Raw genomic sequence first — 23214 nt, forward strand, 5'->3', positions numbered from 1 at the left:
GCGTCGCCGCGCCGCAGATCACTTGTCGATGTCGCCCACCACGAAGAACATCGAGCCGAGGATGGCGATCAGGTCCGGCACCAGGCAGCCGGGCAGCAGCGTCGACAGCGCCTGCACGTTCGCGTACGAGGCGGTGCGCAGCTTGAGCCGCCACGGCGTCTTCTCGCCCCGCGACACCAGGTAGTACCCGTTGATGCCGAGCGGGTTCTCGGTCCAGGCGTACGTGTGTCCCTCGGGGGCCTTGACGACCTTGGGCAGTCGGGTGTTCACCGGCCCGCTGATCCGGTCCACCCGGTCCAGGCACTGCTCGGCGAGGTCGAGCGACGCGTACACCTGGTCGAGCAGCACCTCGAAGCGGGCGTGGCAGTCCCCGGCGGTCTTCGTCACCACCGGCACGTCGAGCTGGTCGTACGCCAGGTAGGGCTCGTCCCGGCGCAGGTCGAGGTCGAGGCCGGAGGCCCGGCCGACCGGCCCGGACGCGCCGAACGCGGCGGCGTCGGCCGCCGAGAGCACGCCGACGCCGACGGTACGGGCCAGGAAGATCTCGTTGCGCCGGATCAGGTTGTCCAGGTCCGGCATCCGGCGGCGGACCTCGCCGATGGCGGCGCGGGCGCGGCCGGTCCAGCCGGCCGGCACCTCCTCCTTGAGGCCGCCGACCCGGTTGAACATGTAGTGGATCCGGCCGCCGGAGACCTCCTCCATCACCGCCTGGATGGTCTCCCGTTCCCGGAACGCGTAGAACATCGGCGTGATCGCGCCGATCTCCAGCGGGTACGAGCCGAGGAACATCAGGTGGTTGAGCACCCGGTTCAGCTCGGCCAGCGCCATCCGCAGCCAGGTGGCGCGCTCCGGCACCTCCATGCCCATCAGCCGTTCGACCGCGAGCACCACGCCCAGCTCGTTGGAGAACGCGGAGAGCCAGTCGTGCCGGTTGGCGAGTACGATGATCTGCCGGTAGTCGCGTACCTCGAAGAGTTTCTCCGCGCCCCGGTGCATGTAGCCGACGATCGGCTCGGCGGCGACCACCCGCTCCCCGTCGAGCACCAGGCGCAGCCGGAGCACGCCGTGCGTCGACGGGTGCTGCGGCCCGATGTTGAGCACCATGTCGGTGCCGAGCTGCTCACCGCCGGCGCCGGTCCCGACGGTCAGTTCGCGGAGGTCGCCGGCGTCCGTGGTCATGCCCGTCATCGTGCCAGAAGCGGATCGAGGTCGACGCCGACCGGCTGCCACAGCCACCAGTGCCCGCCGAGGCCGGTCGGGTCGGTCAGCTCGGCCACCGCCGACGCCGCGGCCAGCGCCCGCAGGTAGCCGGCCGGGTCCCGGGAGGCCAGACTCAGCGGCGGTCGCCCGCCGTCGGCCCCGAGCGCCCGCACCGCCGCCCGCTGCGACACCAGGGTGTACGCGCACCGCGCGACCCGCTCACCGGCGGAGGCGACCGAGTCCATGGCGACGTGCGCGGTCACGTCGCACGACCCGTCCGGCACCGGCGGCACCTGTCGTCCACCCCGGTACCCGGTCAACGTCCCGTCGACGGGCCGGGCGTCCCGCAGGTGCCCGTAGTCGACGGCCAGCGCCGCCCCCCGCCGTACCCGCCCGACGGCCTCCCCCCAGGCTTCGTCCCGCCCCCGCCCGATCTCCACCCGCCCCCACCCGCCCGGCTGCCCCCACCCGCCCTCGTCGGTGATCAAGGAGTTGGCGTCGCCGTCCGGCGTCGGGCCCGACGCGAACTCCTTGATCACCGGGGACGGTGGCGGCGGGAGTGGCCACCAGCGGGTGAGCCAGGCGGTGTCGGCGGGGGAGAGCGGTGGGCCGGGGGACTCCGCGCCGGTGGCGGGGTCGACCAGGACGTGACGCCAGCCGTCGGGGGTGTGGGTGGCGACGTCCAGGGGGACGTTGTCGAGCCACTCGGTGGCCAGCAGCAGGCCGGTGATCTCCGGCGGGAGGTCGGACCGCCATTCGATCTCGGCGGGCAGGTCCGTCGGGCGGGCGGCCTTCTCCACCGCGACGAGCCGGATCCGCTCCGCCAACGACGGCTCGGTGGGCGTCGCCACGACGGCGCCGAGCAGCGCGCGGAGCAACTCGGCCCGCCCGGCGCCCACATCGACCACGTCCAGCCGGGCGGGATGGTCGAGTGCGAGGTCGAGCACGGTGAGGACGTGCCGCAGGCAGGACGCGAACACCGGGGACGCGTGCACGCTGGTGCGGAAGTGGGCGGCCGGCCCCGGACCGGAGACGAAGAAGCCGTCCGGGCCGTAGAGCGCGGTCTCCATCGCGTCGCGCCAGCGCAGCGCCGTCAATTCATTCCTCGTTCAAGGGACGTCACCGTGCCGACCCTACGGTGACCGGACATGAGACGAACCGCAATCTCCGCGCTGGCCGTGGTGCCCCTGCTGCTGGCGGCGACCCCGGCGGTCGCCGCGCCCGCGGCCGGACCCCCACGTCCGGTCCGCGCGGTGACGGAGACCCCCTCCCTCTTCGACGACGAGGCCGGCGGTGACGCGGACGCCGACGACCCGGCGATCTGGGTGCACCCGACCGACCGCGCCGGAAGCCTGGTCATCGCCACCGCGAAGAACGGTGGCCTACGGGTCTACGACCTGCGGGCGCGGGAACGGCAGGCGATCACGACGCCGCCCGCGCCGGGGCCGGACGACGAGTCGGGCCGCTTCAACAACGTGGACCTGGTGGCCGGCTTCCGCCTGGGCGGGCGCGCCGCCGACCTGGCCGTGGTGACCGACCGGGGGCGTGACCGGTTGCGCTTCTACCGGATCGACCCGCGCTCCCGGACCCTCACCGACGTCACCGCCGGGGACGTGCCGTTCGTGTTCAGCGCGGACCAGGCCGAGGCCAACGAGCAGCGCACCGCCTACGGGCTGGGCACCTTCGTCGACGCCGACGGCGCCGCGTACGCGGTGGTGAGCCGGCGCAGCACCCCCGAGGTGGGGGTGTTCCGGCTGGTGGAGCGCGCCGGGCGGGTCAGTTACCGCCCGGTGGACCGGCTGGTGCTGCCGTCGACGTTCACCCTCCCGAACGGCACCACCTGGGCACCCTGCACCGACCCGGGTGACGGACCGCAGGTCGAGGGCATCGTGGTGGATCCGGCCACCGGCGTGGTCCACCTGGCGCAGGAGAAGGTCGGCCTCTGGCGGACCCGGCTGGTCGGCGGTCGGTTCGTCGGCGCTCCGCGGTCCGTCGAGCGGGTCCGCGAGTACGGCATTCCGGCCGCCTTCGACGCCGAGGCGGACGACTGCGTGACCGACTACGCGGCGGACCCCGGCTTCGGTGGTCGGATCGCCCAGGACGTCGAGGGGTTGACCATCTTCCGCACCGGCCGGTTCACCGGCACCCTGATCGTCTCCAGTCAGGGCGACGACACCTTCTACACCTACGACCGGCGTACCGACCGGCCCACCGGCCGGTTCGCCGTGGTCGACGGCCGGGTGGACGGCGCGCAGGAGTGCGACGGCGCGGCGGTGACCGCCACCCCGCTGCCCGGCTACCCGGGTGGCCTGCTGGTCGTGCACGACGGCCGGAACACGCCGGAGACGGTCGGCGGGGACGGCGAGGCGCGTCCCGACACGAACGTCAAGTTCGTCGACGCCGGTTTCCTCCGCGCCCCGCGCTGATCCGGTGGGAGGGGCCGGCCCGGTGCCCGCGCCGGCCCCTCGCGCACCGGTGAAGGTTTTCACACCTTCTTGTTCCGGCTCCGTGACCACGGCGCATACTTGCCATCGACCGGTACCCCCTTCGAGGACTGGATCGCTGCCATGAGCGCACCGCTGCGCCCGCGGGTCCACCGCGCCCCGCTCGCCTTTCCCCGTACCCTCACCGTCGGTGTGCTCGGCACCGGCCGGGTCGGCGCCGTGCTCGGCGCGGCGCTCGCCGCCGCCGGTCACCGGGTGGTCGCCGCGTCCGGCGCGTCCGGCGCCTCGCGGGCCCGGTTGGCGCTGCTGCTGCCGCAGACCCCGCACCGCGCCGCACCCGCCGTGGCCCGCGCCGCCACCGACCTCCTGCTCGTGGCGGTCCCCGACGACGCCCTGGCCGCTGTGGTCGCCGACCTGGCCGCCACCGGCGCGCTGCGCCCGGGTCAGGTCGTGGCGCACACCTCCGGCGCGCACGGGCTGGCCGTGCTGGCCCCGGCCGCCGCGGCCGGCGCCCGGCCGCTCGCGCTGCACCCGGCGATGACCTTCACCGGTACGCCGGACGACCTGTCCCGCCTGGCCGGCAGCTCCTACGGGGTGACCGCCCCGGCCGAGCTGCGCCCGTTCGCGGCCCGGCTGGTGGCCGACCTGGGCGGGGTGCCGGAGTGGGTGGGCGAGGCCGACCGGCCGCTCTACCACGCGGCGCTCGCGCACGGCGCGAACCACCTGGTGACACTGGTCAACGACGCGGCCGACCGGCTGCGCGACGCCGGGGTGGACCGGCCGGAGAAGGTGCTGGCCCCGCTGCTGCGGGCCGCCCTGGAGAACGCCTTGCGGCTCGGCGACGACGCGCTGACCGGCCCGGTCTCCCGGGGCGACGCGGGCACCGTACGCCGGCACCTGGACCGGCTGGCCGCGACCGCGCCGGAATCGGTGCCGGCCTACCTGGCGTTGGCCCGACGGACGGCGGACCGCGCCGTCGCGGCGGGTCGCCTGCGCCCGGCGGACGCCGCGCCGCTGCGGGACGTGCTCGACGGGATGGAGGTGGCCTCCTCGTGGTGAACGTGGTGCACACGCGTAAGGAGTTGGCGGTGGCCCGGAACGGGTTGGCCGGCAGCGTCGGCGTGGTGATGACCATGGGCGCGCTGCACGCGGGGCACGAGACGCTGCTGCGGGCCGCCCGGGAGCGGGCCGACCACGTGCTGGTGACGATCTTCGTGAATCCGCTCCAGTTCGGCCCGAACGAGGACTTCGATCGCTATCCGCGCACGCTCGACGCGGACCTGGAGATCTGCCGCCGGGCCGGGGTGGACCTGGTCTTCGCGCCCACGGTGAACGAGATGTACCCGGAGGGACAGCCGACGGTGCGGCTCGACCCGGGCCCGCTCGGCGCGGACCTGGAGGGCCTGAGCCGGCCCGGGTTCTTCCACGGCGTGCTCACCGTGGTCCTGAAGCTGCTCCAGCTCACCCGCCCGGACCTGGCCTTCTTCGGCGAGAAGGACTACCAGCAGCTCACCCTGGTCCGCCGGATGGTCCACGACCTCGACGTGCCGACCGAGATCGTCGGCGTGCCGACCGTACGCGAGCCGGACGGCCTGGCGCTGTCCAGCCGCAACCGTTACCTCTCCGCGGCGGAGCGGCGGGCCGCGCTGAGCCTCTCCGCCGCGCTGCGCGCCGGTGCGGCGGCGGCGGAGCGGGGTGACGACGCGGGTGCGGTGCTTGCCGCCGCCCACCGGGCGTTCGACGCGCCGGAGGCCCGCCTCGACTACCTGGTGCTCACCGACACCGACCTGGAGCCCGGCCCGGTCTCCGGCGCGGCCCGGCTGCTGATCGCCGCCTGGGTGGGCGCCACCCGCCTGATCGACAACACGGCGATCCACCTCGCGCCGCGTCCCTGACCCCTCCACGAATGCGGAAAGGCAACCCGATGCTCCGGACCATGCTCAAGTCGAAGATCCACCGGGCCACGGTGACCCAGGCCGACCTGCACTACGTCGGCTCGGTGACGGTGGACGAGGATCTGCTGGACGCCGCGGACCTGCTCCCCGGCGAGCAGGTCGCGATCGTCGACATCACCAACGGGGCGCGGCTGGAGACGTACGTGATCCCGGGTCGCCGGGGCAGCGGCGTGATCGGCATCAACGGTGCCGCCGCGCACCTGGTGCACCCCGGTGACCTGGTCATCCTCATCTCGTACGGGCAGATGGACGACGCCGAGGCCCGCACCTGGCAGCCCCGGGTGGTGCACGTCGACGCCGACAACAACATCGTCGACCTCACCACCGACCCCACCACCGCCGCCCCCGGCACCGCCGGCACCCCCATCCCCAACCCCCTCGCCACCACCCCGGCCTGACCCGCCCTGGCCCCCCGTCCCCGCCCTCCCTCGCGATCTTGCAGTTGGTGCCCCGCGTCTGCCCCCTTTGCTTTATTTGTCGGGGCGACAACCGCAAGATCGGCGAGCGGGGTGAGGGAGGGGGCGGGAACGGGTCAGCGCGGTCTGTTACCGGAAGGTCATTTTCGGCTACCCTGGGCGGGCCGTCGGAATCGACGGTCGTCGGGCTGGGGGAGGCGCGATGGGCCGTGCGATGCGCAGCCTCGTCGCCGCGGTGGTCGCGGGCGTGGTGCTGACCGGGTGTGCCTCGTCGGGCGGGGTGGACGGGGACCTCGCCGACGACTGGCCGGCGCTGGGCCCCGCCGGGCCGTTCACGCCGGTGGCCGGCGTCTGCCAGGTCGCCGACTTCACTCCCACCGTGGGCCTGGCCGGGTACGCGCCGGTCGGCTGCGACGTGCCGCACCGGGTGGAGACGGTGCACGTCGGCGCGTTCACCGTCGACCGGGCCGCTCCGCCGGCGCTCACCTCGCCGGAACTGCGTACCGCGTTCGCCGAGTGCGACACCCGCGCCCGGGGCTACGTCGGCGACGACTGGCGTGCCGGTCGGCTCCGGCTGGCCGTGGCGACGCCCACCGGCACCGGGTGGACGGCCGGTTCCCGCTGGTTCCGGTGCGACCTGACCGAGCTGAACACGACCGAGGCGGCGGCCACCGTGGTGACCCGGACGGGCAGCCTGCGCGACGCGCTCAAGCAGCCCTCCCGGCTACGCCTCGGCTGCCAGCGCACCGGCCAGGACCGGCGACGGGTGCAGACGCTCACCGCGGTCGACTGCGCGACCACGCACGACGCCGAGTTCGTCGGCGTGTGGGCGGCGCCGGACCGGCCGTACCCGAAGAAGCCTGCTGACTGGGCCCCGCTCTACGCCGGCTGCTACGCCGCCATCGCGCGCTGGACCGGGGTGCCCGCCGACCCGGTGTTGCGGTACCGCAGCGACGTGGTGGTCCGGCCGCCGGGCCCCGGCCGCTGGGCGGTCGGCGACCGGGGGGTCCGCTGCTACCTGTGGCTCAGCCACCGCAAGGTGAGCGTCTCGTTGAAGGGCGCAGGCCCGGCCGGGATGCCGGTCCGGACGAGGTAGCCGGAACCACTCGTCCCGCCCCCGCCGCCCGGGACGAGGATGCTTCGGGTTGACTGTGCTCATGGACCTTCCCACGGTCGACCTGCCGACACTGCCCCGGCTGCTCGCCGCGCCCGCGCCCGGTTGGGTGGAGACCACCGACGTGATCGTGGTCGGCTCCGGGGTCGCCGGGCTGACCGCCGCGCTGCACCTGCGTGAGGCCGGCCTGCACGTCACGGTCGTCACCAAGGTCGACATCGACGAGGGCTCCACCCGCTGGGCGCAGGGCGGCATCGCCGCGGTGCTCGACCCGGCGGACACCCCGGCCGCGCACGCCCACGACACCGAGGTGGCCGGCGTCGGCCTCTGCGACCCGGCGTCGGTCCGGGCCCTGGTGGAGGAGGGTCCGACCCGGCTGCGCGAGCTGATGCGGATCGGGGCGGAGTTCGACCGCAACCCGGACGGCTCACTGATGCTCACCCGGGAGGGCGGTCACCGGGCCGACCGGATCGTGCACGCCGGCGGCGACGCCACCGGCGCGGAGGTGCAGCGGGCGCTGCACGCCGCGGTGCGCCGCGACCCGTGGATCCGGCTGGTCGAGCACGCCCTGGTGCTGGACCTGCTGCGCGCGCCGGGCGACGGTCCCGGCGGGCTCGGGCCGGCCTGCGGGGTCACGCTGCACGTGCTCGGCGAGGGCAGCGAGGACGGCGTCGGCGCGATCCTCGGTCGCGCGGTGGTGCTGGCCACCGGCGGGATGGGGCAGATCTTCGCCGCCACCACCAACCCGGCGGTCTCCACCGGCGACGGGGTGGCGCTGGCGTTGCGCGCCGGCGCGGCCGTCACCGACCTGGAGTTCGTCCAGTTCCACCCGACCGCGCTGATCGTGCCGGCGGGCGGACCGGGCGCCGGTCTCGCACAGCAGCCGCTGGTCTCCGAGGCGCTGCGCGGCGAGGGCGCCCACCTGGTCGACGGCGACGGCAAGCGGTTCATGGTCGGCCAGCACGAGTTGGCCGAGCTGGCCCCCCGTGACGTGGTGGCCAAGGGCATCCACCGGGTGCTGCTCGCCAGCGGCGCTGACCACGTGTTCCTGGACGCGCGGCACCTGGGCGGTGACTTCCTGGCCCGGCGCTTCCCCACCATCGTGGCGTCCTGCCTGGCCATCGGCGTGGACCCGGCGACCGACCTGATCCCGGTCGCGCCGGCCGCCCACTACGCCTCCGGCGGCGTCCGGACCGACCTGCACGGCCGCACCTCGATCCCCGGCCTGTACGCGTGCGGCGAGGTGGCCTGCACCGGTGTGCACGGCGCCAACCGGCTGGCCAGCAACTCGCTGCTGGAGGGGCTGGTCTTCTCCCGCCGGATCGCCGAGGACATCGCCGCCGGGCTGCCCGAGCAGGCCCGCCCGGCGGAGACCGGCGCCTGGGTGGGCGGGCCGGGCCGGCTGGTGCCGGCGGCGGGCACGCCGGAGCTGCAACGGGCGATGACCCGGGGCGCGGGCGTGCTCCGCTCGGCGGAGACGCTGGCCGCGACCGCCGCCACGCTGCGCGCGCTGGGCGAGGGGGCGGGCGTGCCGCGTACCGCCGACTGGGAGGCGACGAACCTGCTCACGGTGGCGTCGACGCTCGTCGCCGCCGGGTACGCCCGACAGGAGACGCGGGGCTGCCACTGGCGGGAGGACTTCCCGGTGGCCGACGACCGGTGGCTGGGGCACCTGGTGGCCGAGGTGGGCCCGGACGGGCTGCTCGCCGAGCGTTGGGAGGATCCGGTCCGGTGAGCCCCGCAGTCGCGAACGTGGTGAACGAGGAGAAGAATTCATGATCGAGTCGACGGTGCGGGCGCTGCGCGAGGGCGGCCTGGATCCGGAGCGGGTCCGGCGGGTCGTGGTCGACGCGCTGACCGAGGACCTGGGCCCGGACTTCCTCGACGTGACGAGCGTCGCCACCGTCCCGGCCGAACAGCAGGACACCGCCGACCTGGTGGCGCGCGCGGACGGTGTGGTCGCCGGGCTGCCGGTGGCCGCCGCCGTGTTCGAGCTGGTGGGCGACGTGACCGGCGCCGGGCGTACGGTCGAGGTGTCGCTGGTGGCCCACGACGGGCAGCGGGTGGCGCGCGGCGACGTGCTGGCGACCGTGACCGGGCCGACCCGACTGCTGCTGACCGCCGAGCGGACGGCGCTCAACCTGCTCTCCCGGATGTCCGGGGTGGCGACCCACACCCGGGCCTGGGCGGACGCGCTGGCCGGCACGAAGGCCATGGTGCTGGACACCCGCAAGACCACGCCGGGGCTGCGCGCGCTGGAGAAGTACGCGGTCCGGGCCGGCGGTGGCACCAACAAGCGGATGGGCCTGCACGACGTCGCCATGATCAAGGACAACCACAAGGTGGCGGCCGGTGGGATCGCGGCCGCGTTCCGCCGGGTGCGGGAGGCGTTCCCCGACGTTCCGGTGCAGGTGGAGGTGGACACGCCGGCCGAGGCGGTGGAGGCGGTCGAGGCCGGTGCCGGGTTCCTGCTGCTGGACAACATGACCCCGGCGCAGTTGCGCGAGGTGGTGGCCACGGTGGGCGACCGGGCGGAGCTGGAGGCGACCGGCGGGCTGACCCTGCCGGTGGCGGCCGAGTACGGGGCGACCGGCGTGGACTTCCTCTCCGTCGGCGCGTTGACCCACTCGTCACCGATCCTCGACATCGCCCTCGACCTGCACGCCAGGTGACCGTCTAGGCTGCCGCTGTGCTGCTCTGCATCGACATCGGAAACACCAACACCGTGCTGGCGACCTTCGAGGGCGACAAGCTGGTGCACTCGTGGCGGATCAAGACCGATGCCCGTTCCACCGCGGACGAGCTGGGTCTGATGTTCCGCGGGCTGCTGGCCGGTGACGCCGTGGAGATCACCGGAGTGGCCGCCTGCTCGACCGTGCCGGCCGCGTTGCGATCGCTGCGCACCATGCTGGGCCGCTACTACGCCGACCTGCCCAGCGTGATCGTCGAGCCCGGGGTCCGCACCGGCGTGCAGCTCGCCATCGACAACCCGAAGGAGGTGGGCGCGGACCGGGTGGTCAACACGCTTGCCGCGTACACGCTCTACGGCGGGCCGTCGATCGTGGTCGACTTCGGCACCACCACCAACTTCGACGTGATCAGCGATCGGGGCGAGTTCCTCGGCGGGGCGTTCGCGCCCGGCATCGAGATCTCCTTCGACGCGCTGGCCGCCCGCGCCGCGCAGCTCCGCAAGGTGGAGGCCACCCGGCCGCGCTCGGTGATCGGCAAGAACACGGTCGAGTGTCTCCAGTCCGGGCTCTACTTCGGCTTCGCGGGCCAGGTGGACCGGATCGTCGAGCGGATGTCCGAGGAGCTGGGCGAGGTGCGGGCGGTGATCGCCACCGGCGGCCTGGCCTCGTTGGTGGTGAGCGAGTGCCGCACCATCACCCACCACGAGCCGATGATCACGCTGATCGGCTTGCGGATGGTCTACGACCGCAACCTCTGAAAGGAAGGGCCCCTTCTTAACGCCTCCGGTAGAGGAGGGGCCCCCTCTTAACGCCTGTGTGCCCGGAGCACGATCGTGCGGTAGGGCAGCTCCACGGTGGCCCGGCCGGCCAGCTCGGGGTGGGTGGCGAGCAGCTCGGCCAGCCCGCCGTCGACCCGGGCCCGCTCGGCCGGGGTGGCGGTCAGCCAGTAGGAGCGGGTGTGCAGCATCGCCACCAGGTCGTCCGGCGTGAGCGTGGTGGAGTGGTCGAACTCGCCCACCTCGACCGGGGTGAAGGCGGGGCCGAAGTCGGCGTACCGGCCGGTCACGTCGCCGGCGTTGTGGTCGAGATGGGCGATCCGGGTCAGCTCGGCCACCCAGCCGACCCGTTCGTCACGCACGTTCCACACCGGCGCGAACGTGCCGCCGGGGCGCAGCACCCGGGCCACCTCGGTGTGTGCGCGGTCCCGGTCGAACCAGTGGTAGGCCTGCCCGGCCAGCACGGCGTCCGCGTCGCCGTCCGGCAGCGGCACCGACTCCGCGCTGCCGGCGAGCGCCGTCGTGCCCGGCGTGGCGGCGGCCAGTTGCGTCCGCATCCCCGGATCGGGTTCCACGGGTACGACGTGATGCCCGAGCGCGGTCACGCCACGGGTGAGGATGCCGGTGCCGGCACCGAGGTCGACCACCCGGGCCGGGGCCGGCAACCCGTCCAACGTCCAGCGCAGCGCCGCCTCGGGATAGCGGGGCCGGAACCGGTCGTACTCGGCTGCGGCGGCGCCGAACGAGAGCGCCGCAGTGGGGTCGGTCATGGCCGGCAGGTTATCCCGTAACGGCCGGCACGACGCTTGAGTACGCTCATGGGCTGACCCCGCCGATGTTCCCCAAGGCCTGAGGAAGCGTGCCGTGACCGAGCAGAACGCCCTGCCAACAGATCCCGCCGACGACCTTCCCGAGCAGATGAAGGTCCGCCGGGAGAAGCGGGACCGGATGCTCGCCGAGGGCGTCGAGCCGTACCCGGTCGGCTTCCCCCGGACCACCACGCTGGCGCTGCTCCGGGAGCGCTACGCCGACCTGCCCACCGACACCGCCACCGGGGACCGGGCGTCGGTCACCGGCCGGGTGATCTTCATTCGGAACACCGGCAAGCTCTGCTTCGCCACGCTGCGTGACGGCGACGGTACGGAGCTCCAGGCGATGCTCTCGCTGGACCGGGTCGGCCCGGAGCGGCTGGCGGACTGGAAGCGCCTGGTGGACCTCGGTGACCACGTCGGCGTGACCGGCGAGGTGATCACCAGCCGGCGCGGCGAGCTGTCGGTGCTGGCCGACGAGTGGGTGGTCACCGCCAAGGCGCTGCGCCCGCTGCCGGTGGCGCACAAGCCGCTGAGTGAGGAGTCCCGGGTCCGTCAGCGCTACGTCGACCTGGTGGTCCGTCCGCAGGCCCGGCAGATGGTGCGGACCCGGGCCGCCGCGGTCCGCAGCCTGCGGGACACCCTGCACGGGCAGGACTTCATCGAGGTCGAGACGCCGATGCTGCAACTGCTGCACGGTGGCGCGACCGCCCGGCCATTCGTGACCCACAGCAATGCGCTCGACACCGATCTGTATCTGCGAATCGCACCGGAACTGTTTCTCAAGCGGGCGGTCGTGGGTGGCGTCGACCGCGTCTTCGAGATCAACCGCAACTTCCGTAATGAGGGCATCGACTCCTCGCACTCGCCCGAGTTCGCGATGCTGGAGGCGTACCAGGCCTACGGCGACTACGACACCATGGCCGCGCTGACCCGGAATCTGGTGCAGCAGGCCGCCGTCGCGGTCGCCGGCTCGACCGTGGTGACCCACGCCGACGGCAGCGAGTTCGACCTGGGCGGCGAGTGGCGGTCGGTGTCGCTGTTCGGTGTTCTTTCCGAAGCGCTCGGTGAGGAAGTCACTGTCCGCACCGAAAGGTCACGCCTGGTCGAGTACGCGGACAAGATCGGTCTCTCGGTCGACCCGAAGTGGGGTCCCGGCAAGCTGGCCGAGGAGTTGTTCGAGGAACTGGTGGTGCCGTCCCTGCAGGCGCCGACGTTCGTCCGCGACTACCCGGAGGAGACCAGCCCGCTGACCCGGGCGCACCGGAGCGAGCCCGGCCTGGCCGAGAAGTGGGACCTCTACGTGCTCGGCTTCGAGCTGGGCACCGCGTACTCCGAGCTGGTGGACCCGGTCGTGCAGCGGGAGCGGCTGGTGGCCCAGGCGCAGCTCGCGGCGCGTGGCGACGACGAGGCCATGCGACTCGACGAGGACTTTCTCCGGGCGATGGAGTACGGAATGCCGCCGGCCGGCGGTATGGGAATGGGAATCGACCGGCTCCTGATGGCGCTGACCGGCCTGGGAATTCGGGAAACCATCCTGTTCCCCTTGGTCCGGCCGGAGTAGGGCCGCAAAGCTTCTCCGGCTTGTTACGCCATCCTATTGACGGAGCAAGCATCGGGCAGGTTATCGTGCTCTGAGTAATGCAGGAGCGCAACCCTGCTCGAAAGGAATGTGGGACGTGGCCAAGCAGATCATTCACAAGCTGGTCGATGACCTGGACGGCGGGGACGCTGACGAGACTGTCAAGTTCGCGCTGGACGGCGTGCAGTACGAGATCGACCTCTCGGCTTCCAACGCTGAAAAATTGCGCGATGCATTCGCGCAGTACATCGCGCACGGAACGAAGGTGGGTCGCGGGGGAGTGGTCGTGGGTGGCCGGGCCGCACGTGGCCGGGGCGGCGCGACCGCGGACCGCGAGCAGAACAAGGCAATCCGGGAGTGGGCCAAGAGCAACGGCAAGGACATCTCCGACCGGGGCCGCATCCCGCAGGAGATCGTGGACGAGTTCCACGCCAAGGCGGGGCGCTGACGCCGACCGCACGCGACGGCGACCGACGCCGGCCGGGAGGACGACTCCGGGCCGGCGTCGGCGTTTCGTCCTTTTCGTCGCCGATGTCTCTTTCCCGACCAGGGGTCGGTGGGCGGGTCGGTACGGGCCCCCGACGCGGGAAGAATCCGGCGTCCGGAAGAGTTGTCCACAGGCGGTGGAGATTCCGTCCACAGGCTGTGGACAACCGCGGCAGGCGCCTCGACGCCGCCGGAGCCCTCTCGACCGGGCCTTCCGCCGACGGTCGAATTTCGCTCTGCGCGTACAGGCAGGGGTCCCGGAACACCTCCTGAGCGTGGACGGTTGGCAGAAACGACGTCGGAACGGTCATCGGCGGGGTCACACGACCTCAGCGGAGACGGTCCGCGGCGATAGAGTAAGGAGGCACGGACGCCCGTCCCGGACGTCCGCGCACCGGCCCCGCCGAGATCTGACCATCAAGGCGCACGGCATGTGAGGAGCACGAGGGCATGTTCGAGCGGTTCACCGACCGAGCGCGACGGGTTGTCGTCCTGGCCCAAGAAGAGGCCCGGATGCTCAACCACAACTACATCGGTACGGAGCACATCCTGCTGGGCCTGATCCACGAGGGTGAGGGTGTCGCGGCAAAGGCCCTGGAGAGCCTCGGCATCTCTCTCGAGGGCGTCCGCCAGCAGGTCGAGGAGATCATCGGCCAGGGCCAGCAGGCGCCGAGCGGGCACATCCCGTTCACGCCGCGGGCCAAGAAGGTGCTGGAGCTGTCGCTGCGCGAGGCGCTGCAGCTCGGCCACAACTACATCGGCACCGAGCACATCCTGCTCGGCCTGATCCGCGAGGGCGAGGGCGTGGCCGCCCAGGTGCTGGTCAAGCTCGGCGCCGACCTCAACCGGGTCCGCCAGCAGGTGATCCAGCTGCTCTCCGGCTACCAGGGCAAGGAGCCGGCCGCGGCGGGCGCCGCGCCGGGCGAGGCCGCGCCGTCGACCAGCCTCGTGCTGGACCAGTTCGGCCGCAACCTGACCCAGGCCGCCCGCGAGGGCAAGCTCGACCCGGTCATCGGGCGCGAGAAGGAGATCGAGCGGGTCATGCAGGTGCTGTCCCGCCGCACCAAGAACAACCCGGTGCTGATCGGCGAGCCCGGCGTCGGCAAGACCGCCGTGGTGGAGGGCCTGTCCCAGAAGATCATCAAGGGCGAGGTGCCCGAGACGCTCAAGGACAAGCAGCTCTACACGCTCGACCTCGGTGCCCTGGTGGCCGGTTCGCGTTACCGCGGTGACTTCGAGGAGCGCCTCAAGAAGGTGCTCAAGGAGATCCGCACCCGCGGCGACATCATCCTGTTCATCGACGAGATCCACACCCTGGTCGGCGCCGGCGCCGCCGAGGGCGCGATCGACGCCGCCAGCATCCTCAAGCCGATGCTGGCCCGCGGCGAGCTGCAGACCATCGGCGCCACCACGCTCGACGAGTACCGCAAGCACCTGGAGAAGGACGCCGCGCTCGAGCGCCGTTTCCAGCCGATCCAGGTGGGTGAGCCGTCGCTGGCCCACACCATCGAGATCCTCAAGGGCCTGCGGGACCGCTACGAGGCGCACCACCGGGTGAGCATCACCGACGCCGCGCTCGTGGCCGCCGCGACGCTGGCCGACAGGTACATTTCCGACCGCTTCCTGCCGGACAAGGCGATCGACCTGATCGACGAGGCCGGTGCCCGGATGCGCATCCGCCGGATGACCGCGCCGCCGGACCTGCGTGACTTCGACGAGCGCATCGCCCAGGTGCGCCGCGACAAGGAGTCCGCGATCGACGCGCAGGACTTCGAGCGGGCCGCTCAGCTCCGCGACAAGGAGAAGCAGCTCCTCGGCCAGAAGGCCCAGCGGGAGAAGGAGTGGAAGGCCGGTGACCTGGACGTCGTCAGCGAGGTCGACGACGAGCAGATCGCCGAGGTGCTCGGCAACTGGACCGGCATCCCGGTCTACAAGCTGACCGAGGAGGAGACCTCGCGCCTGCTGCGCATGGAGGACGAGCTGCACAAGCGCGTCATCGGCCAGGAGGACGCGGTCAAGGCGGTCTCGAAGGCGATCCGGCGGACCCGGGCCGGCCTGAAGGACCCGAAGCGCCCGTCCGGCTCGTTCATCTTCGCCGGCCCGTCCGGTGTCGGTAAGACCGAGCTGTCCAAGGCGCTCGCCGAGTTCCTCTTCGGCAGCGAGGACGCCCTCATCCAGCTGGACATGTCCGAGTTCCACGACCGCTACACGGTCTCCCGGCTGGTGGGTGCCCCTCCCGGCTACGTCGGCTACGACGAGGGCGGCCAGCTCACCGAGAAGGTGCGCCGTCGGCCGTTCTCGGTGGTCCTCTTCGACGAGATCGAGAAGGCCCACCCGGATGTGTTCAACACGCTCCTCCAGATCCTGGAGGACGGGCGTCTCACCGACGGCCAGGGCCGGATCGTGGACTTCAAGAACACGGTCATCATCCTGACCACCAACCTCGGCACGCGGGACGTCGCCAAGGCGGTCTCCCTGGGCTTCCAGGCCTCGGAGGACTCCGAGTCGAACTACGACCGGATGAAGCAGAAGGTCAACGACGAGCTCAAGCAGCACTTCCGGCCCGAGTTCCTGAACCGGATCGACGACACCATCGTCTTCCACCAGCTGCGCGAGATCGAGATCCTCTCGATCGTGGACATCATGATCCAGCGGATCGAGGGCCAGCTGCGCAACAAGGACATGGGTCTTGAGCTGACCGACAACGCCAAGAAGTACCTGGCGAAGAAGGGCTTCGACCCGGTGCTGGGCGCACGGCCGCTGCGTCGCACGATCCAGCGCGACATCGAGGACAACCTGTCCGAGCGGATCCTCTTCAACGAGCTGACCCCGGGTCAGATCGTGGTGGTGGACTGCGAGGGCGACCCGGAGAACATCGACAAGTCCAAGCTCGTCTTCCGGGGCGCGGACCGGCCGGACGCCGTGCCGGACGCGGTCCCGGCGGATCTCGGCGCCGCCGCCACCGGCGCGGACGACGCCGCCGCGTAAGGCGGGCAACTGTTCCAGGGCGACGGCCCCGGTCGGCGAGAGCCACCGGGGCCGTCGCCTTTCTCCGCCCCGGGACGGGTGGGGCGCGGTGCGTCAGGGCAGCGGGATCGGAGGGCCGTCGCCGGCCAGTCGGAAGGACTCCGGGCCCACCGGCTCCACCAGTCCGTCGGTGACCAGCCCGGCCAGCGCCCGGGCCCGCTGCACGTCGTCGTGCCAGACCTGGTCCAGCCGCTGGTGCGGCACCGGCCCGGTGGTCTCCCGGAGCACCGCCAGGAGCAGGCCGCGTACCTGCCGGTCGGTGCCGGCGTAGCGCTGCGGACGGCGGGTCGGCCCGTCCGGGGCGGCCTGCCCGGAGGCCCGCCAGGCGCAACTGGACTCGACCGGACACACCGCGCAACGGGGCGACCGGGCGGTGCAGACGACCGCCCCGAGTTCCATGAAGGCGGCGCTGGCCAGGGCCGCCGCAGCCGGCTCGATCGGCAGCAGCTCCTCGGTGGCGACCAGGTCGGCGGGTCGGGTGGTCGGGCCGGCGTCCGGCTCACCGGCGACCGCCCGGCACACCACCCGCCGGACGTTGGTGTCGACCACCGGGTGCCGCTGCCCGTACGCGAACGCGGCCACCGCCCGGGCCGTGTACGTGCCGACGCCGGGCAGCGCCAGCAACTGGTCCAGCCGATCGGGCACCACGCCGCCGTGCCGCTCCACGACGGCCACCGCGCACTCGCGCAGGCGTACCGCCCGGCGGGGGTAGCCGAGCCGGCCCCACATCCGGATCGCCTCGGCCGGGGTGTCCTCGGCCAGCGCGCGCGGTTCCGGCCAGCGGGCCAGCCACGCCTCCCACGCGGGCACCACGCGGACCACCGGCGTCTGCTGGAGCATGACCTCGCTGACCAGGATCGCCCAGGCGCCGATGCCGGGCTTGCGCCAGGGCAGGTCGCGGGCGTTGCGCTCGTACCACCGGCTGACCTGGGTGGCGAAGGTGGGCTCAGTCATGGCGGTGCCGATGATGTCACGGGCGGAGATCCCGCTGATTGGGCGGGCCGGGTGGGCCGACGCGGCGGCACTTCGGCGGCGCGGCAGAATGTCCGAATGAACGAGCTCGCGATCACCGTCATCGGCCGGGACCGGCCGGGCATCGTCGCCGACGTCGCGGAGGCCCTCGCCCGGCTCGGCGCGAACCTCACCGACTCGACGATGACCCGGTTGCGCGGCCACTTCGCGATGACGTTGATCTGCGTGGGCCCGGCCGCCGCCGACGTCGAGGCCGCGCTGGCCCCGCTCGCCGCCGACGGGTACCTGCTGGCCACCGTACGCGCGGTCGCCCCGGACAGCGCCAGTGTGCCGGTCGGCGAGCCGTACGTGCTGGCGGTGCACGGCGCGGACCGGATGGGCATCGTCGCGGCGATGACCCGGGTGCTGGCCGACGCCGGCGGCAACGTGACCGACCTGAGCACCCGGCTGACCGGCTCGCTCTACGTGGTGGTCGCCGAGGTGGAGTTGCCGCCGGGCAGCTCGGACGAGGTGGCCGGCCGGCTCACCCGGGCGGCGGCCGAACTGGGTGTCGGCGTCAGCCTCCGCCCGGCGGACTCGGACCTGCTGTGACCGCCGAGGGGTACGCCGGCCTGGGTGGCTGGACACCGGAAAAGCTGGGCGTCCCGGGCGAGGTCCGGCCGGTGGTCGCCGCCCCGGAGCCGGTGCTGAGCCGGCCCGGTCCGGAGGTCGACCCGACTTCGGACGAGGTGGTGCGGCTGGCCGCCGACCTGGTGGCCACCATGCGCGTCTCGCCGGGCTGTGTGGGTCTGGCGGCGCCGCAGATCGGGGTGAACGCCCAGGTGTTCGCGGTGGACGTGACGGGGCATCCGAAGGCGGTCACCGTGCACGGCACGTTCGTGCTGTGCAACGCCCGGGTGGTGGAGGCGAGCCGGTGGAAGGCCGGCCGCGAGGGCTGCATGTCGGTGCCCGACCTGACCGGCGACGTGAAGCGGGCCAGTCGTCTGGTGGTGGAGGGGGCGCTGCCGGGCAGCGGGGAGCCGGTACGGCTGGTGACCGACGGTTTCGAGGCGCGTGCGCTCCAGCACGAGATCGACCACTGCGCCGGGTTGCTCTTCCTCGACCGGGTGGCCGGGGCGCACGCCGTCTACCAGCGGCAGGTCTATCTCTGACCGACCGCGTGGTGTTCCACAGTGGATGCCCGGATCGGGGTGACGCGCGGTCACCGGCGCGTCGGACCGGCACACCGAGCGTCGCGCGGCTACGGTAGGCGCATCATGCGTCTGACGGTCGGCCCTCTGCCCCCCACCGTGTACTGGCGGCGTCGTGCCGTCGTGCTCGGCGCGGGCCTGCTCTTCCTGATTGTCCTGCTTTACTCCTGCACCGGCTCGGACCGTAACGCCGGCGGGCCGGGCGGGGGTGACCCGTCGCCGGGCGGCTCCGCCGGGGCGGCTCCGGGCCCCTCCGGCTCGGTGCTGACCCCGCAGACGGCCAGTCCGTCGCCGGCGCCCGACGTCTCCGGTGGTGACGCCGGCGCCGACGGTGGCGACACGAGCAGCAGCGGTGGCACGAACACCGGGGGCGGTACGAACACCGGCGGCGGCTCGGGCCCGGGCGACGGCGGCGCGTCCGGCGAGCCGGTCTCCGCCGACGGCGCCTGCACCGACGCCGAGCTTCAGGTGACGCCGGTCGCGGTGCCGGCCGCCGCCCAGCGGGGCACGGTGGTCACGCTGCGCCTCAAGGTCAAGAACGTCTCGAACCGTACGTGCAGCCGGGACGTCGGCGCCGATCTCCAGGAGCTCTACGTCAAGGCGGGCGCGGAGAAGATCTGGTCGTCGGACACCTGCGGCACCGGCAAGGGCTCGGACGTGCAGTCGTTCACGCCGAACTTCGAGCGCGCCTACGAGTTGGGCTGGAACGGGCGGGACACCACCCGCTGCGCCGACGGGCTGGCCGCCGGCCCGTACGCCCCGATCGGCACGTACCAGGTCTTCGCCCGGGTCGGCACCAAGATCAGCCAGCCGGTGAAGCTGACCGTCACCGGCTGAGCCGGGTCAGACGTACCGCTCCAGGATGGACGCCTCGGCGAGCCGGGACAGGCCCTCGCGGACGCCCCGGGCGCGGGCGTCGCCCACCCCGTCGACCGCCTGAAGATCCTCCACTGTCGCACCGAGCAGCCGCTGGAGGCTGCCGAAGTGCACCACCAGCCGGTCGACCACGGCCACGGGCAGCCGGGGCACCTTGGCCAGCAGGCGGAACCCGCGCGGGCTGACCGCCGCGTCGAGCGCGTCCGAGGCGGACGGATAGCCGATCGCCTTGGCCACCGCCACCAGGTCGATCAGCTCGGTGGCGCTGAGCAGGTCCAGCTCGACGAGCGCCTCGTCGAGCGTGCGCGACTTGCGGCCGACCGGCAGGTAGTCGCGGATGACCAGGGTGCGGTCGGCGTCCACGCCGGCCATCAGCTCGTCGAGCTGGAGCGCCAGCAGTCGGCCGTCGGTGCCCAGCTCCACCACGTAGCCGGCGATCTCGTCGGCGATCCGCCGGACCATCTCCAGCCGCTGCACCACGGCGACCGCGTCGCGGACGGTGACCAGGTCCTCGATCTCCAGCGCGGAGAGCGTGCCGGAGACCTCGTCCAGCCGGAGCTTGTAGCGCTCCAGCGTGGCCAGGGCCTGGTTGGCCCGGGACAGGATCGCCGCGGAGTCGTCGAGCACGTGCCGCTGGCCGTTGACGTAGAGGCTGATGATCCGCATCGACTGGCTGACCGAGATGACCGGGTAGCCGGTCTGTCGGGCCACCCGCTCGGCGGTGCGGTGCCGGGTGCCGGACTCCTCGGTGGGGATGGACGGGTCGGGCATCAGGTGCGCGCCGGCCTGGACGATGCGGGTGCCGTCGCTGGAGAGCACCACGGCGCCGTCCATCTTGCACAGCTCGCGGACCCGGGTGGCGGAGAACTCGACGTCCATCGGGAAGCCGCCGGTGCAGATCTGCTCGACCACCTTGTCGTAGCCGAGGACGATCAGCGCGCCGGTGCGACCGCGCAGGATCCGCTCCAGGCCGTCGCGGAGCGCGGTGCCCGGTGCCATCAGGGCGAGATTGGCCCGCAGCGGGTCGGCGCCGGCCCCGCCGACGCTGCCGGCGACGCTCACGCTGATGGCGCGGGTGGGGTTGCCGCTCACGGCGCCGGTGCGGGCCTGCGGCGTCGCCGTTGCGGGCTTGGTGGCATCGCGGTCGATCGGCACGGGCACAGTCTACGGACTGCGGTGCGGTGGGTGCTCTCGTGGTTACTGTGATGTGTCGTGATGTCGGGCGCGACGGGCCGCCCCGGGGCGGCGCGACCTGTCCGGAATCGTCCGGCCGCGCCCGGCACGTGACTACCCACTGTCACTCCGCGGATGCTCGGGCGGCGGCCTGGAGCGCCGCGCGCACGTCCGTGACCTCGATCACCCGCATCTGCTCGGGGGCGAGGCCGCCGCTGCCGGGGCCGGCACCGGGCGGCACCAGGGCCAGCCGGAAGCCCAGCCGGGCGGCCTCGGCCAGCCGCCGGGACACCGCGCCGACCCGGCGCACCTCACCGGTGAGCCCGACCTCGCCGATGGCGACCAGGTGCGGGTTGAGCGCGAGATTGAGCCCGCCGGAGGCCACCGCGAGCGCCACCGCCAGGTCGGCGGCCGGCTCGACCACCCGGATGCCGCCGACGGTGGCGGCGAAGACCTCGCGGTCGTGCAGCGTCAGCCGCTCGGTGCGTCGCTGGAGCACCGCCAGGACCATGGCCAGTCGGGCGCCGTCGAGACCGGAGACGGTACGCCGTGGCGAACCGGCGACCGTGGCCCCGATCAGCGCCTGCACCTCGGTGACCAGCGCCCGCCGGCCCTCCATGGCCACCGTGACGCAGGTGCCCGGCACCGGCTCGGAATAGCGGGTCAGGAACAGGCCGGACGGATCGGCCAGGCTGCTGATGCCGCCCTCGTGCATCTCGAAGCAGCCCACCTCGTCGGCGGCCCCGAAGCGGTTCTTCACGCCGCGCACCATGCGCAGCGAGGAGTGCTTGTCGCCCTCGAAGTGGAGCACCACGTCCACCAGGTGCTCCAGCACCCGGGGGCCGGCCACCTGGCCGTCCTTGGTGACGTGCCCGACCAGGACGGTGGCGATGCCGCGTTCCTTGGCCACCGCGACCACCGCCGCGGTGACCGCGCGCACCTGCGTCACGCCACCGGGCACGCCCTCGGTGCCGGTGGTGGAGATGGTCTGCACCGAGTCGAGCACCAGCAGGCCCGGCTTGACCGCGTCGAGGTGGCCGAGCACCGCCGCCAGGTCGCTCTCGGCGGCCAGGTAGAGCTGGTCGTGCAGGGTGCCCATCCGCTCGGCCCGCAACCGCACCTGGCTGACCGACTCCTCGCCGCTGACCACCAGCGACGGGCTGCCCGCGCCGACGGCCCACTGCTGGGCCACGTCGAGCAGCAGCGTCGACTTGCCGACGCCGGGCTCACCGGCCAGCAGCACCACCGCGCCGGGCACCAGCCCGCCGCCGAGCACCCGGTCGAGCTCGCTGACGCCGGTGGGCCGGGCCCGGGCCGGCGCGGCGCTGATGGTGGCGATCGGCCGGGCCGGCTCGGCCGGCATCCGGGAGCTGACCACCCGGCCGGAGACCAGCGGGCCGGTGACCGTGGACTCGACCACCGAGCCCCACTCGCCGCACTCGGGGCACCGGCCCATCCACTTGGGCGGCTGGTGGCCGCAGGCGTCGCACTCGTAGGCCGGGCGGGGTTCGCGGGCGGCGGCGCGACCGCGGCCGGCGCCGGCGCGGGACGGGGTCGATCGGGGCGTGGTCACCACCGGACGCTATCCGGCCGGTACGACGAACGCCCACCGCCGAGACGACGACACCGCCGCGTGGCGCTGGCCACCGCGGCGGTGTCGGACGGATCGGGGGTACGGCGTCAGCCGTGGCTGCCGCCCTCGGTGCCACCCTCTTCGGCGGAGTGCTCGCGCGGGTTGACGATCTGGGACGGCTGCGCCGGCGGGGTCAGCGGGACACCGATCGGCGCCGGGGTCTTGATCACCTTGCCGCCGCCGAAGTTGAAGGTCAGGTTGACCTGCTGGCCGACGAGGAGCTTCTGGTTCAGGCCGACGAGCTGGAGGAACTGCGGGTTGCCGCTGTTGAGCTGCGCGTAGCCGAGCGCCGGGATCTCGATCCGGGCCGGCTGGCCGGCGGGCGCCGACGCGCTCTCCGACGGCGACGCGCTCCCCGACGGCGACCCGCTGGGCGAGGCGGACGGCGAGGCGGGAGCCTCAAGCGACTGGCTGGGGGAGGCGCTCGGGTCGGTGGCGGTGGGCGACGCCGACGCCGGCTCGGTCGGCGAGCCGGTCGGGGTGGCCGCGCCGCTGGAGCCGGCCGCGCCGGTCAGCAGGATCTCCCGGGCGCTGTCGGTGGTGACGGTCACCGTCACCGGGGACTCGCTGTCGTTGTAGATCACGACGTTCAGCGGGGCGGTCGCGCCGGCCTGGTAGCCCTCCGGGCCGGGGAACTGCACGTAGAGCCCGCGCACCTTGTAGAGGTTGTCGGAGGTCTGGACGTTGACGCCCTGGACCGACGGGATCTTGTTGGCGGTCTCGGCGATCTGACCGGCGCCGCACCCGGACAGCAGCAGGCTCGCCGCCGCCGAGCCGGCCAACAGCAGGGCCGGTCGCCGGGAACCCCTGATCGAGCGCGTCACGTCGGTCCTCCTCGTCACGATCCCCGCCCGGTCGACCCCCGGACACG

The 23214-nt window shown here is 73.1% G+C and carries 21 protein-coding genes; 14 read left to right on the forward strand and 7 right to left on the reverse strand.

Going from position 1 to position 23214, the window contains the following annotated elements:
• Nucleotides 1-18: 18 nt before the first annotated feature.
• Together ACLQ2W_RS23640 and ACLQ2W_RS23645 are read right to left on the reverse strand one after the other, a co-directional pair.
• A complete protein-coding gene (locus tag ACLQ2W_RS23640) occupies nucleotides 19-1188 on the reverse strand; it encodes an NADH-quinone oxidoreductase subunit D (RefSeq protein ID WP_181570726.1) in 1170 nt (389 codons plus the stop codon).
• Entirely contained in the window at nucleotides 1185-2270 is a 1086-nt protein-coding gene (locus ACLQ2W_RS23645) for an SAM-dependent methyltransferase (protein ID WP_425789023.1), read from the reverse strand. The genes ACLQ2W_RS23640 and ACLQ2W_RS23645 overlap by 4 nt, the downstream gene beginning before the upstream one ends.
• A gap of 78 nt (nucleotides 2271-2348) precedes the next feature.
• On the opposite strand from ACLQ2W_RS23645, the gene ACLQ2W_RS23650 reads away from it, so the two are divergent.
• The 8 genes from ACLQ2W_RS23650 (at nucleotide 2349) to ACLQ2W_RS23685 (ending at nucleotide 10577) form a co-directional block, all read left to right on the forward strand.
• Nucleotides 2349-3626, forward strand: a complete 1278-nt coding sequence (locus ACLQ2W_RS23650) for a phytase (RefSeq protein WP_425788689.1) — start codon at nucleotides 2349-2351, stop codon at nucleotides 3624-3626.
• A gap of 141 nt (nucleotides 3627-3767) precedes the next feature.
• Nucleotides 3768-4703 carry a Rossmann-like and DUF2520 domain-containing protein gene (locus ACLQ2W_RS23655; protein WP_425788691.1) on the forward strand — a complete coding sequence of 312 codons (936 nt, stop codon included), beginning with the start codon at nucleotides 3768-3770 and terminating at the stop codon, nucleotides 4701-4703.
• Nucleotides 4697-5539, forward strand: coding sequence for a pantoate--beta-alanine ligase (gene panC, locus ACLQ2W_RS23660; protein ID WP_425788693.1), 843 nt, complete (start codon nucleotides 4697-4699; stop codon nucleotides 5537-5539). The genes ACLQ2W_RS23655 and panC overlap by 7 nt, the downstream gene beginning before the upstream one ends.
• 29 nt (nucleotides 5540-5568) lie before the next feature.
• Entirely contained in the window at nucleotides 5569-5997 is a 429-nt protein-coding gene (panD, locus tag ACLQ2W_RS23665) for an aspartate 1-decarboxylase (protein WP_405094352.1), read from the forward strand.
• A gap of 220 nt (nucleotides 5998-6217) precedes the next feature.
• On the forward strand, nucleotides 6218-7111 hold the full coding sequence (locus ACLQ2W_RS23670; protein WP_425788696.1) for a septum formation family protein: 894 nt from the start codon (nucleotides 6218-6220) through the stop codon (nucleotides 7109-7111).
• Between the two features lie 61 nt (nucleotides 7112-7172).
• Nucleotides 7173-8864, forward strand: coding sequence for an L-aspartate oxidase (locus ACLQ2W_RS23675; protein WP_425788698.1), 1692 nt, complete (start codon nucleotides 7173-7175; stop codon nucleotides 8862-8864).
• 40 nt (nucleotides 8865-8904) lie between these two features.
• Nucleotides 8905-9801 (forward strand): carboxylating nicotinate-nucleotide diphosphorylase, encoded by an 897-nt coding sequence (gene nadC, locus ACLQ2W_RS23680; protein ID WP_425788700.1) that lies wholly within the window; start codon nucleotides 8905-8907, stop codon nucleotides 9799-9801.
• A 17-nt stretch (nucleotides 9802-9818) separates the two neighbouring features.
• Nucleotides 9819-10577, forward strand: coding sequence for a type III pantothenate kinase (locus ACLQ2W_RS23685; protein ID WP_425788702.1), 759 nt, complete (start codon nucleotides 9819-9821; stop codon nucleotides 10575-10577).
• 47 nt (nucleotides 10578-10624) lie between these two features.
• On the opposite strand, the gene ACLQ2W_RS23690 is transcribed toward ACLQ2W_RS23685, so the two are convergent.
• Complete coding sequence (locus tag ACLQ2W_RS23690; RefSeq protein ID WP_425788704.1) at nucleotides 10625-11365, reverse strand: class I SAM-dependent methyltransferase; 741 nt, start codon at nucleotides 11363-11365, stop codon at nucleotides 10625-10627.
• A gap of 94 nt (nucleotides 11366-11459) precedes the next feature.
• Between ACLQ2W_RS23690 and lysS the strand changes: the two genes are divergently transcribed.
• From lysS to ACLQ2W_RS23705, 3 genes are all read left to right on the forward strand, one after another.
• On the forward strand, nucleotides 11460-12968 hold the full coding sequence (gene lysS / locus ACLQ2W_RS23695; protein ID WP_425788706.1) for a lysine--tRNA ligase: 1509 nt from the start codon (nucleotides 11460-11462) through the stop codon (nucleotides 12966-12968).
• 115 nt (nucleotides 12969-13083) lie between these two features.
• A complete protein-coding gene (locus tag ACLQ2W_RS23700) occupies nucleotides 13084-13434 on the forward strand; it encodes a histone-like nucleoid-structuring protein Lsr2 (RefSeq protein WP_199199943.1) in 351 nt (116 codons plus the stop codon).
• Nucleotides 13435-13922: 488 nt separating this feature from the next.
• Entirely contained in the window at nucleotides 13923-16460 is a 2538-nt protein-coding gene (locus ACLQ2W_RS23705; RefSeq protein ID WP_343444673.1) for an ATP-dependent Clp protease ATP-binding subunit, read from the forward strand.
• A gap of 93 nt (nucleotides 16461-16553) precedes the next feature.
• Here the strand turns inward: ACLQ2W_RS23705 and ACLQ2W_RS23710 are convergent, their stop codons facing one another.
• Nucleotides 16554-17453, reverse strand: a complete 900-nt coding sequence (locus ACLQ2W_RS23710; RefSeq protein WP_107161745.1) for an A/G-specific adenine glycosylase — start codon at nucleotides 17451-17453, stop codon at nucleotides 16554-16556.
• 96 nt (nucleotides 17454-17549) lie between these two features.
• Here ACLQ2W_RS23710 and ACLQ2W_RS23715 point away from each other — a divergent pair, with 96 nt between their 5' ends.
• The 3 genes from ACLQ2W_RS23715 to ACLQ2W_RS23725 all read left to right on the forward strand — a co-directional run bounded on the left by ACLQ2W_RS23715 (nucleotide 17550) and on the right by ACLQ2W_RS23725 (nucleotide 19498).
• Nucleotides 17550-18062: a glycine cleavage system protein R gene (locus ACLQ2W_RS23715; protein ID WP_107161743.1), complete on the forward strand. Its 513-nt coding sequence runs from the start codon at nucleotides 17550-17552 to the stop codon at nucleotides 18060-18062.
• The gene (locus tag ACLQ2W_RS23720) at nucleotides 18059-18622 is read left to right on the forward strand and encodes a peptide deformylase (RefSeq protein ID WP_425788710.1); all 564 of its coding nucleotides are present in this window, start codon (nucleotides 18059-18061) and stop codon (nucleotides 18620-18622) included. The genes ACLQ2W_RS23715 and ACLQ2W_RS23720 overlap by 4 nt, the downstream gene beginning before the upstream one ends.
• Before the next feature lie 105 nt (nucleotides 18623-18727).
• Entirely contained in the window at nucleotides 18728-19498 is a 771-nt protein-coding gene (locus ACLQ2W_RS23725; protein ID WP_425788712.1) for a hypothetical protein, read from the forward strand.
• A 6-nt stretch (nucleotides 19499-19504) separates the two neighbouring features.
• Here the strand turns inward: ACLQ2W_RS23725 and disA are convergent, their stop codons facing one another.
• The 3 genes from disA to ACLQ2W_RS23740 form a co-directional block, all read right to left on the reverse strand.
• Nucleotides 19505-20692 carry a DNA integrity scanning diadenylate cyclase DisA gene (gene disA / locus ACLQ2W_RS23730; protein ID WP_396773986.1) on the reverse strand — a complete coding sequence of 396 codons (1188 nt, stop codon included), beginning with the start codon at nucleotides 20690-20692 and terminating at the stop codon, nucleotides 19505-19507.
• A 142-nt stretch (nucleotides 20693-20834) separates the two neighbouring features.
• Nucleotides 20835-22283 (reverse strand): DNA repair protein RadA, encoded by a 1449-nt coding sequence (gene radA / locus ACLQ2W_RS23735; RefSeq protein WP_425788714.1) that lies wholly within the window; start codon nucleotides 22281-22283, stop codon nucleotides 20835-20837.
• A gap of 107 nt (nucleotides 22284-22390) precedes the next feature.
• Entirely contained in the window at nucleotides 22391-23167 is a 777-nt protein-coding gene (locus ACLQ2W_RS23740) for a hypothetical protein (protein ID WP_425788716.1), read from the reverse strand.
• Nucleotides 23168-23214: the final 47 nt, after the last annotated feature.

This window comes from Micromonospora sp. DT227 (genome assembly GCF_049841835.1).
Lineage (GTDB): Bacteria > Actinomycetota > Actinomycetes > Mycobacteriales > Micromonosporaceae > Micromonospora.